This is a genomic window from Frankia sp. CcWB3 (genome assembly GCF_977927595.1).
Map to the genome: position 1 here is coordinate 1 of NZ_CDWRCK010000150.1, position 9,336 is coordinate 9,336.

12 protein-coding genes are annotated in these 9,336 nt (G+C 70.6%); 6 read left to right on the forward strand and 6 right to left on the reverse strand.

What is annotated here, in order from left to right; all coding sequences use genetic code 11:
* Positions 1–157: 157 nt before the first annotated feature.
* Positions 158–982, forward strand: coding sequence for a hypothetical protein (locus ACY5KJ_RS12660; protein ID WP_462188275.1), 825 nt, complete (start codon positions 158–160; stop codon positions 980–982).
* 70 nt (positions 983–1,052) lie between these two features.
* Here ACY5KJ_RS12660 and ACY5KJ_RS12665 read toward each other — a convergent pair whose 3' ends face one another.
* Positions 1,053–1,955, reverse strand: a complete 903-nt coding sequence (locus tag ACY5KJ_RS12665; protein WP_462188274.1) for an AEC family transporter — start codon at positions 1,953–1,955, stop codon at positions 1,053–1,055.
* 102 nt (positions 1,956–2,057) lie between these two features.
* The gene (locus ACY5KJ_RS12670) at positions 2,058–2,270 is read right to left on the reverse strand and encodes a hypothetical protein (RefSeq protein ID WP_462188273.1); all 213 of its coding nucleotides are present in this window, start codon (positions 2,268–2,270) and stop codon (positions 2,058–2,060) included.
* 203 nt (positions 2,271–2,473) lie between these two features.
* Here ACY5KJ_RS12670 and ACY5KJ_RS12675 point away from each other — a divergent pair, with 203 nt between their 5' ends.
* Positions 2,474–3,688 (forward strand): alkane 1-monooxygenase, encoded by a 1,215-nt coding sequence (locus ACY5KJ_RS12675; RefSeq protein ID WP_462188272.1) that lies wholly within the window; start codon positions 2,474–2,476, stop codon positions 3,686–3,688.
* Positions 3,689–3,769: 81 nt separating this feature from the next.
* On the opposite strand, the gene ACY5KJ_RS12680 is transcribed toward ACY5KJ_RS12675, so the two are convergent.
* On the reverse strand, positions 3,770–4,531 hold the full coding sequence (locus ACY5KJ_RS12680; RefSeq protein ID WP_462203421.1) for a lysophospholipid acyltransferase family protein: 762 nt from the start codon (positions 4,529–4,531) through the stop codon (positions 3,770–3,772).
* A 227-nt stretch (positions 4,532–4,758) separates the two neighbouring features.
* Here ACY5KJ_RS12680 and ACY5KJ_RS12685 point away from each other — a divergent pair, with 227 nt between their 5' ends.
* Together ACY5KJ_RS12685 and ACY5KJ_RS12690 are read left to right on the forward strand one after the other, a co-directional pair.
* Complete coding sequence (locus tag ACY5KJ_RS12685) at positions 4,759–5,451, forward strand: M50 family metallopeptidase (protein ID WP_462188270.1); 693 nt, start codon at positions 4,759–4,761, stop codon at positions 5,449–5,451.
* Between the two features lie 101 nt (positions 5,452–5,552).
* Positions 5,553–6,530 (forward strand): SOS response-associated peptidase, encoded by a 978-nt coding sequence (locus ACY5KJ_RS12690; RefSeq protein WP_462188269.1) that lies wholly within the window; start codon positions 5,553–5,555, stop codon positions 6,528–6,530.
* 69 nt (positions 6,531–6,599) lie between these two features.
* Here the strand turns inward: ACY5KJ_RS12690 and ACY5KJ_RS12695 are convergent, their stop codons facing one another.
* From ACY5KJ_RS12695 to ACY5KJ_RS12705, 3 genes are all read right to left on the reverse strand, one after another.
* The gene (locus tag ACY5KJ_RS12695) at positions 6,600–7,163 is read right to left on the reverse strand and encodes an HdeD family acid-resistance protein (protein WP_462188268.1); all 564 of its coding nucleotides are present in this window, start codon (positions 7,161–7,163) and stop codon (positions 6,600–6,602) included.
* Positions 7,164–7,370: 207 nt separating this feature from the next.
* On the reverse strand, positions 7,371–7,565 hold the full coding sequence (locus tag ACY5KJ_RS12700; protein ID WP_462188267.1) for a ferredoxin: 195 nt from the start codon (positions 7,563–7,565) through the stop codon (positions 7,371–7,373).
* A 272-nt stretch (positions 7,566–7,837) separates the two neighbouring features.
* Positions 7,838–8,158: a hypothetical protein gene (locus ACY5KJ_RS12705; protein ID WP_462188266.1), complete on the reverse strand. Its 321-nt coding sequence runs from the start codon at positions 8,156–8,158 to the stop codon at positions 7,838–7,840.
* Positions 8,159–8,320: 162 nt separating this feature from the next.
* Here ACY5KJ_RS12705 and ACY5KJ_RS12710 point away from each other — a divergent pair, with 162 nt between their 5' ends.
* Positions 8,321–9,052: a helix-hairpin-helix domain-containing protein gene (locus ACY5KJ_RS12710; RefSeq protein WP_462188264.1), complete on the forward strand. Its 732-nt coding sequence runs from the start codon at positions 8,321–8,323 to the stop codon at positions 9,050–9,052.
* Between the two features lie 7 nt (positions 9,053–9,059).
* On the forward strand, positions 9,060–9,336 hold a 277-nt coding region (locus ACY5KJ_RS12715; RefSeq protein ID WP_462203422.1), incomplete at its 3' end, for a hypothetical protein.

Here is a 9,336-nt window from a genome sequence, read left to right on the forward strand (position 1 = left end):
CTAGGCTGCTAGGAATGCTCCGGGGTCGGATCTGCCGTGGTGGCCGGGCCCAGCGGCCTAAGGTGGCCGGACTCGACCGAGCAGGAGCCGGACTGGACCGAACCGGCGTGGTGTGTCCGGTCGTCAGGCACATCCGCGCGGCGGAAGGTGACACGGGATGATCGAAGCGCAGGGATTCACGGCCTCACCGGGGCATACCGACCTCGGACGGCCTGGCAGCGGTCTGGACGCCATCGACGTGCGCCGGATTGAGGCCGTGTGCGCGCCGCTGCGCGCGTTGCACACCGAGGGTCTCCTCGCCGGCCTGTTCGACGGCCTCGACGAGGCGGCGGCCCTCGTTGATCTGGTGGCACGGTACTGTGTCCTGGACCACGCGGCGCTGCTGATCGCCGTGGACGACTTCGAGGCCGCGCTCGCGGCGTTGCCCGCTCTTGGCGTGCGGCCGAGCACGCTGGTGCCCAGCGTCATCGTGAAGGCCCGGCTGGCCGAGCGCTACGCGGTGCGCGCGGAGCTGCTCGACGTGCGTCTCACCCACGCCGCGCTGCGGTCCAGTGCGGGCGCGGACCGCACGTTGGAGATCTTCATGCTCCGGCGGACACTTGGGCTACCGGCCGGGCTCATCGAACAGGAACGCGTGTTCGAGCTCGAGCGGCACTTCGCGATGCGGCTCCCGGACCCAAATCCGGTCATCATCGAGGGACTGCGCTGGGTGTTGCGGACCCGGGCCGAGTTCCACTGGGACGGTGGCGGCTACAACCCGCATGACCGGCCGGCTGCCGGAGGTACGAACGTGCTGTACTTTTTGCGTCTCGCGCCGGACGGTAAGGGGGGTGTCCGCCGCGAGCGGCTGGAAATCAAGTTCTTCGGCGATTTCTCCGCCATCGCGGACACACATCTCGCCCCGTGCGCCGACGGCGCGCCCGCGTGGGAGGTGCCGCCCGGTGCGCCGCACGCATGGTCAACCCGCCCACGTAGGCTGTGATCAGCACGCCGGGCGCCCGCCGCAGCGGTGACTCCACTGGAGGACGAGCACGACTCAGGCCCCCACCTCCTCAGGCCCCGAGGAGTAGCGCCCAGACCGCCAGGCTCACGAACGATAGCGGAACCCCGACTCCCACCAGCAGGCTTGGCAACGGTGCCGCGAGTTCGTGACGGGCGGCGATGAGTGCGCCGGCGACCATCGGGGGCATCGCCACCTCGAAGAGGGCCACCCGCACGTCATGATCTCTGACGGTCCCCGTCAGTGCGTAGATCCCCACCACGAGCGCGGGCGCGGCGACCAGCTTGATGCCGAGGCCGAGGGCCAGCTCTCGCCACCACACCCGGACCGCACGCACCTGGAGTTGCAGACCGATGGAGAACAGGGCGAGTGGGGTGAGGGTGCCACCAAGCGACCCCAGTGCGGCGTTCAGCCAGTCCGGGAACGTCACCGGCCGCAGGACGAGCGCGGCTACCAGGGCGATCAGCGCCGGAGCGGTGAAGACCCGACGGGCGAGCTCGGCGCGGGAAAGCGATGCGCCGGCACTGATCGTGACCGTCCCGAGGACCACCGTGTTCAGCAGCAGGAAGGAACCGAGCTGATCCACAAGCACGGCGACCGGGACCGACGACGCGCCGAAGAAGGCGGTCACCATCGGGAGGCCGACGAAGCTTGTGTTCGCCACTGCGGTTGTGGCGATCAGGGCGACGACGACCTCCCGCGGCATCCGCAACGCTCGTCCGGCCAGCACGTAGCCGGCCGTCGTCAGGACGAAGAGCAGATAGGGCGCGGCGATGACGAGCGCGAGGTTCGGCGGGAAGACGATGCCGTGCATGGCGCGCAGCGTCAGAGCGGGCAGGGCCACGTCCAGCAGCCAGATGTTGATCACATGGGCGGTATCCGCGGGCAGTCGTCCGCGGTGCCGGACCCCGATGCCCGCCACCAGGCCGACGAGGAGCACGATCAGTGCGGACATTCGGCCATCGTGGCAGCCGGGGTTCCCGGAAGGCGCCGGGATGCGCCGGACGTGGGACAGGCCACGCGGCCGGCCTGGGGCGGGGACCGGTGCGCGGATGGATCACGGCCGGTGGGTCCGGCGGCGCCGGTGCCGTCGCAGTAGCCGGGGCAGCAGGATGTTGGCGGCGAACAGCACGGCGGCGAGGACGTAGTTGCCCGCACCCAGCCGTTCCTGGCCGGGCAGGGGAAGCAGCGTGTACGTGATCAGAACAACGGCGGACAGCAGCAGGGTGCCGACCATCACCCCGCCGATCCAGGGGGGCGAGTCGGTCATCGAACGGGACCGCCGGCCCGCGGGCGACGGCGTCACGCCACCTGTTTGCACGGGTCTTGCTCCTCGATGTGACCGGCGTTCTGTTGTCAGCGTATATGACACGTGGCAGGCTCACTGTCCAGTTGTGGTGCGCCGTCAGGGGTTTTCGCCCCGTGGTGGCGGTCGGCGCGGTCGGCGGTCCAGCCGGCAAATCGGAGGTACCGATGGCGGCACCTGTCCTCACCGCGTCCGGCGGCTTCGCCTGGCGGGACGGCAAGCGGTACATGTGGCTCACCGCGATCATCGTCCCGTTGCTGGCCATCGTGGGATACGGACTGTGGCATCGAACGGGTGTCGGGCTGTACTGGTGGATCACCCCGCTCTTCGTCTTCGTCCTGGTTCCGCTGCTCGACATGACCACACCGCCGGATCCGGTCAATCCACCGGAGGAGATCCGGGCCGCGCTGGAGGCCGACCGTTACTACCGCCGGTGCACGTATCTCTACCTGCCGCTGGCGGGCGTCGGCCTGGTGCTGGGCGCCTCGGCCTGGGCGAACGGCGACCTGTCGTGGTCCGCCCGGATCGGAGTGGTGGTGTCGGTCGGCACCGTGACCGGGGTGGGCATCACCACCGCGCACGAGCTCCGCCACAAGCGAGGGATTTTCGAGCGGTGGTTGGCGAGGTTGATGCTGGCGCCGACCGCGTACGGTCACTTCTCCGTAGAGCACAACCGGGGCCATCACGTGCGGGTAGCGACGGCGGCGGACCCGGCGAGTGCCCGGTTGGGGGAGAGCTTCTGGCGGTTCTGGCCGCGGACCGTCGTCGGTAGTCTGCGTTCCGCCTGGTCGCTGGAGGCCGCCCGGCTGCGGTTGCGCGGCCGACGGATCTGGTCGGTGCGCAACGAGGTCGTGCTCGGCTGGTTGCTCACCGCAGTGTTGTTCGCGACACTGGCCGTCGCGTTCGGGCCGGCCGTGCTCGTCTTCCTCGTCGCCCAGGCGGCCTTCGGGTTCACCTTGCTGGAGGGGGTCAACTACATCGAGCACTACGGCCTGGCCCGGGAGCTGACCCCGAGCGGGCGTTATGAGAAGGTCGACCCCCGGCACAGCTGGAACAGCGATGCCGTGATCAGCAATCTGGCGCTCTATCAGTTGCAGCGACACAGCGACCACCACGCCAACCCGACCCGGCGCTACCAGGCACTGCGGTCCTTCGAGGCCTCTCCCCAGCTACCGGCGGGGTACGCTACGCTCCTGCTCGCGGCGTATCTCCCGCCGGTGTGGTTTCGGCTGATGGACGACCGCGTTGTCGAGCATTACGGCGGGGACGTCACCCGGGCGAACCTGCACCCCGCGCGCCGGGCCGCTCTGCTGACCCGGTACCGGCCGCCGTCCGGTACCGAGGCCGACGGGCCTCCGTCCCGGGGCGGTGCTCGTGGGTGAGCACTTCCTCGAAGAACGCACGGTAACCGCGCAGAGTCGTCCGCGGGATCGCCGGTCGGCAAGGGTTCCGACGGGGATCTGTCAGCTCTGGCCGGATTCCTCGGAGGTGCTCTGCTTGGCGGCGGCGTCCTGATCGGCCGGCCGAGGAGGAGCCGAGCCACCGAGATGCGCGGGCAGCCACCAGTCCGGCTCGCCCGGCGCGGGCCGCGGGTAGCGGCGCTGCGCATCGTCGAGCAGCTCGTTCATCACCTTCTCCAGCAGCGCCGTGCCGTCGCGGCCCTTACCCAGTTCCGTGAGCTGGACGGGCCTGCCTACCGTGATCGAGACGCGGACGCCGATCGCGTCCCGCAGGCTGAAGGGCCGTCCCTTGGTGAAAATGCGCTGGCTGCCCCAGAGAATCACCGGGATCACCGGCACCTTCGTGTGAGCGGCCATCCGGGCCGCCCCGGTCTTGAATGTCGCCAGACAGTAACTCGGACTGATCGTCGCCTCGGGGAAGACGCCCACGAGTTCCCCGGCTCGCAGTGCGTCGAGGGCGTGGCGCAGAGACGCCGCGCCGGCCTCCCGGTCGACCGGGATGTGGTGCATGCCGCGCATGAGCGGCCCGCTGATCCGGTGGTCGAAGACTGCCTTCTTGGCCATGAACCGGACCAGCCGACGCTCCGCGATCCAGAACGGCAGACCCGCGAGCGCGAAGTCCAGGTACGAGACGTGATTGATCAGGACGATGCCGCCCCCCGATGCCGGGATGTTCTCCGTGCCCTGGATGTCAAGACGCAGGCGCAGTGCGCCGAAAAGTCCCCGCACCATGCTGACCACCGGCCGGTAGACGTACTCCGCCACGACGGGCCACTCCTCGATGTTCCTCGCGGTCTCACCGGTGTGCCGAATGCGACACGACCTTACCCCCACCCCCTGACACCGGTCGTCGTGGATGTCCGGCGATACCGCGGTCCGGTTTCACCGGAAGGCGACGTCGCGTGCGGGCGGGGGGCAGGATCGATGATGTTCGTATCAGACGTCTGTGGAGGAGCGGGACCAACCGCGCGGATGAGGGAGGGAGAACGGAAATGGAGATTCTGCGCCGGGGCATCGCGGCGCAGCCGGCGCCGCCGCAGTGGGTGCTCGTCGTTGCCGCGATTCTGGCGGCCCTGACGGTACTCAGCGACCGCCTATGGCCGATATCTAGACATGTGATAACAATTGCACACGAAGGTGGACATGCCCTGGCCGCGGTCGCGACCGGGCGCCGCCTGGCTGGCGTTCGGCTGCATTCGGACACCTCCGGAGTGACCGTGTCCTCCGGGCGGCCGACCGGTGCGGGTGTCGTCGTGACCGTCGCCGCCGGCTACACGGCACCGTCCCTGCTCGGTCTCGGAGCTGCGGGCCTGCTGGCCACCGGCCGGACGAGTCTGCTACTGCAGTTGTGCGTGGCGCTGCTGCTGGCGATGCTGCTCGTGATCCGCAACGGTTTCGGGGCCCTGTCCGTGCTGGGGAGTACCGCGGGAATCCTGGCGGTCTCCTGGTTCGCGCCGCAGAGCGTGCGCGCCGGATTCGCCGCGTACATTGCGTGCTTCCTGCTGCTGGGCGCGATCCGCCCGGTGATCGAGGTGCAGCGGGGGCGCCGTCGGCGCCGGGCCGGGGATTCCGATCCGGATCAGCTCGCACGGCTGACCGGACTGCCCCCGACGCTCTGGGTCGGGTTCTTCGGCCTGGTCAATCTCGGCGCGCTGGCCGGTGGCCTCGCCGCGCTGTTCGGGTGACTTTCGCGTTCGGGTGACTTTCGCGTTCGGGCGACCCTCGCGTTCGGGCGACCTCCGCGCGGAACCTGCGACCTGTCGGACCCGGGTGCCACACTGGCGCCATGTGCGGTCGGTACACCCAGAAGCTGAAGACCGACGACCTCGCCGCGGCGATGTCCGCTCACGACGAGACTGCCGGCGCGGTGACGGAGAACTACAACGTGGCGCCCACCTCGACGATGCCGATCGTCGTCGCCGAGCCGCGTGAGTTCCCGGACGGCGCTCTTCGGGGTGAGGCGCACCTCCCTCCGGCCGGGAAGCCGCCTCCGGCCGGCCGGACCGAGCGGGTCCTTCGCCTCGCGACCTGGGGGCTGGTGCCGTCCTGGGCCAAGGACCGGACGATCGGCGCAAAGATGATCAATGCGCGGTCGGAGACGGCGGCGACCAAGCCGGCGTTCCGGTCGGCCTTCGCCGCACGGCGCTGCCTCGTCCCGGCGACCGGGTTCTACGAGTGGTTCCATCCGGGTGGCGGCTCGCGGCGGGGGCAACCCTTCTACATCCGTCCCGCGGGCCATCCCGCAACCGGCGGGATCTTCGCGTTCGCGGGTCTCTACGAGGTCTGGCGCCGGGGTGAGGCCCCGCTGGTGACCTTCACGATCCTCACGACCGGAGCCGCCGCGGGGCTGGAGTTCCTGCACGACCGCTCGCCGGTGATCCTGCCCGAGGCCGCCTGGGATCGCTGGATGGATCCCTCGGTCCGCGATCCCGCCGCGTTCGCCTCGCTGCTGTGGCCGGCGCCGGCCGGGGTGGTCGCGGCGCATCCGGTCGCAGCCGAGGTGGGCAGTGTCCGGAACAAGGGTCGTCATCTCATCGATCCCGTCGAGATCGATCCGGTGGTCGCCGCGGCCGTCGCGCAGGCGGGCGGGCGGGCGGCTCTCGCGGTGGACCCGGAGCGGTCCGGTGGTTCCGTCGGCGGTGGTGCCGGTTCGTCCGCGAGGGTGGGCGGCACCGTCGATCTGTCGTTGTTCGGTATCGACCCGGTTGATACCCCCGTCAATGCCCCGGGCAAAGGCACTGCCGCCGGGCCGGGAGGCGGGTGACCCGGCGGGCGCGCTCGGCAATCGCGGGTTGATCCGCCGGAAATCCGGAGAACGGATGGTCGCCGGAGGTCAGGAGTGACCGCGCGGGCGAAGCGCGAGCCCGAGCGCGATCTCGGTGACGCCGGTGACGATCAGTTGGATTCCGAAGATCACCGCTAGTGCCATGATCGTCGCTCCCGGCCAGGTCAGCGCCAGTACGCCGAGGACGATACTGAGCGCGGCCAGGATGAGTGGACCGGCGATGCCGCGACCGGTCCCGTGCGAGGATCTGCTCGCCCAGGTCACCAGGGCCCGGACGACCCCGGTGATGATCAGTATCGCGCCGACGAGCAGCGCGACGACTCGGAGGGTGGCTCCCGGCCACAGCAGCACGATGACGCCGCCGACCGCAAGCATGATCCCAAACAGGGCAGTCCCCGCGGTGTTCTCTGACCGGACCGCGGCGATCGTCTCGCTGATGCCGGAGAGCACGAGTGCCACTCCGGCGAGGACCGCCAGTGTGCCGGCGGTCGCGAAGGGGTTCGTGATCAGTAGAAGTCCCAGCACGGTGACCGCCGCACCGAGCAGGAGCAACGCCGGCCACAGCGCGCTGGGGGCTTGCTGACGTCGGTGCTGCCGGTAGATCGTGGCCATCGAGGCACCTCCCCGGGTCGGGGCTCCGCCCGGAAATGCGCGGGCCGCTCTCGTCAGAAGGTCTCTACCCGGTTCTGGTGAGCCGCTACCGCGACTCATACTCCCGGCCGGCTGCCGGCGGGGTTGGTGCGCCGTGGAGGGTTCGAGCGGTCGGATCCGTTTCGGAGGCGTGCCCTCCAGGGAGTCGGACCGACCGCCACGCCGTGATCAGCTATCGGAGACACTGATCGCCTCGGTTGGGCAGGAGTCGACAGCCTCCTGGATGTTGTCCCACCTGGCGTCGTCGGGTTCCTCGTCGAGGAGGTAGAGGAAGCCGTCGTCGCGGATCTCGAACACGTCCGGGACGAGACGGACACAGGTTCCGCTGCTCGCGCAGCGGTCGTAGTCGACAGTCACGCGCATCGGCGCACCTCCCAGTGGTGCTCCCACAATCAGTGTCGAGCGGACCTTACCGCCGAGCCCATGGCTGCGACAGAACCGGGACCCCGGCAGGCCACTGGGCGGGGGCTGTGGACGACGGGCGGCTGTCCACAGGACGGCGGCAAGCGGAGCGGGAGCCGCCGTGATCGATCTACGGTCCAGCCATGGTCGAATCCACCCCTGGTCCCGGGTACCCGCCGCCGGCCCCGCCGCCGCGCTTCCCCGTCCGCGCATTTCCGTCTGAACCGTCCGTTTCATCGCGATGGCCATCGCTGGACCTGCTGCCGTCGGACGACGCCACCGTGCCGCTGCGTCCGCCGGACCCACCAGTAGACGGCTCGGCTGGTGGATCCCGCCGCGTTCGCGACGCCACGTTCACCAAAGACGAGCAGGAGATCGGTGGCGACGAGTCCGACCTGGTCGGGATTCGCGAGGGCGTGTTCCTCGATGAGGACCGGGCCGCCGACGGATGGGCCGCGGACGAGCTTGCGGCGGACGGAGCTGATCTTGGTCGGCCGGTCGCCGGTCGAACGGATCGGCGCCGCCTGCTCCATCCCCGCCCGTTCCACCCCCATCTAGTCCACCCCCGTCCGGGGCGCGAGATGGACGATGGCGAGGACGAAGGCGGCCGGGGACCTGATCGCGGGCCATCGGCCGGCCGGACGGCGCCGGGAGTTCCGCGGGGCGATCTGGTTGGCGTCATCCGCAGGCGGCTTCCAGCTACGCTGCATGGCATCATGGTGGCGCCGGCAGCCCAGGCCGCCCTCGTTCTCGCGTTGGTCGCCCTCGCCGCCGCGCTCATGACCGCCTGGTTCTCCTGGCAGCACCGCCCGGTACCGCTCGCCTCCTCCGAGGTCGGTACCCTCCGGACGGGGGAGTCGGCGGCGGCTGGCAACGCCCGGTCGGACCACTCGGACCACGGGGCCACCGGTCCCACCTCCGCCACGGATACGAACGTGGCCTCGGCACCGACGACCAGGGCCGCCCGCACCGGGGCGAGCGGCGAGGTGGTGGTCGACGTCGCCGGCCGGGTGGCCCGGCCGGGTGTCGTCCGGCTCCCGGCGGGCGCGCGTGTGGTGGATGCGATCGAACGCGCTGGGGGAGCGATCCCGGGCACCGACACGACCGGCCTTGCCCTGGCCCGGATGTTGGTCGACGGGGAACAGGTCCTCGTCGATGGCAGGCCCGGCCCGGCGCCGCCTGGGCAACCCGCAGGTACCGGCCTCGGGCCCGTCGGCGGGAGCACCGCGAGCGCCGCCGGTTCCACCGCGGCGACCGGTCCGATCGACCTGAACGCCGCGACCGCCGAGCAGCTTGACGGTCTGCCCAGGGTGGGGCCCGTGCTGGCTCGCCGCATCGTCGAGTGGCGCACGGCGCACGGGCCCTTCCGGTCGCCCGAGCAGCTCGCGGAGGTGACCGGAGTCGGCGACAAGCGGCTGGCCGATCTGCTGCCATTGCTGAAGGTTTGACGCTCCGGTGGTCGACGTCGGGATGGAGACGGGACTCGCGCTGCCGGAACGGCCGTCCGGGGCTTCCCGTCCGATGGACGCCCGGCTGGTGGGCCCGGCGGTTGCCGGCACCTGGCCGCCGTCCGTTCCGTTGCTGGGCGCCGCCGGTGCGGTGCTCGTCGCGGCTCCGGTGTTCCTGCTGGTCCGGGTCCGCCCGCGGGGCGCTCGGCCGACTCGCCCAGGACCGGGCGGCGATCGGGCCGAGGTGGCTACGGGCGGGTCCCGTCCGTCGCAGTCGCAGTCGC

Coding starts and splice junctions, on each gene's coding strand:
- ACY5KJ_RS12690 (WP_462188269.1), top strand. CDS start 5,553: ATGTGCGGTCGGTACACCCAGAAGCTGAAGACCGACGACCTCGCCGCG.
- ACY5KJ_RS12670 (WP_462188273.1), bottom strand. CDS start 2,270: ATGACCGACTCGCCCCCCTGGATCGGCGGGGTGATGGTCGGCACCCTG.
- ACY5KJ_RS12700 (WP_462188267.1), bottom strand. CDS start 7,565: ATGCGCGTGACTGTCGACTACGACCGCTGCGCGAGCAGCGGAACCTGT.
- ACY5KJ_RS12665 (WP_462188274.1), bottom strand. CDS start 1,955: ATGTCCGCACTGATCGTGCTCCTCGTCGGCCTGGTGGCGGGCATCGGG.
- ACY5KJ_RS12710 (WP_462188264.1), top strand. CDS start 8,321: ATGGTGGCGCCGGCAGCCCAGGCCGCCCTCGTTCTCGCGTTGGTCGCC.
- ACY5KJ_RS12685 (WP_462188270.1), top strand. CDS start 4,759: ATGGAGATTCTGCGCCGGGGCATCGCGGCGCAGCCGGCGCCGCCGCAG.
- ACY5KJ_RS12695 (WP_462188268.1), bottom strand. CDS start 7,163: ATGGCCACGATCTACCGGCAGCACCGACGTCAGCAAGCCCCCAGCGCG.
- ACY5KJ_RS12705 (WP_462188266.1), bottom strand. CDS start 8,158: ATGGGGGTGGAACGGGCGGGGATGGAGCAGGCGGCGCCGATCCGTTCG.
- ACY5KJ_RS12675 (WP_462188272.1), top strand. CDS start 2,474: ATGGCGGCACCTGTCCTCACCGCGTCCGGCGGCTTCGCCTGGCGGGAC.
- ACY5KJ_RS12660 (WP_462188275.1), top strand. CDS start 158: ATGATCGAAGCGCAGGGATTCACGGCCTCACCGGGGCATACCGACCTC.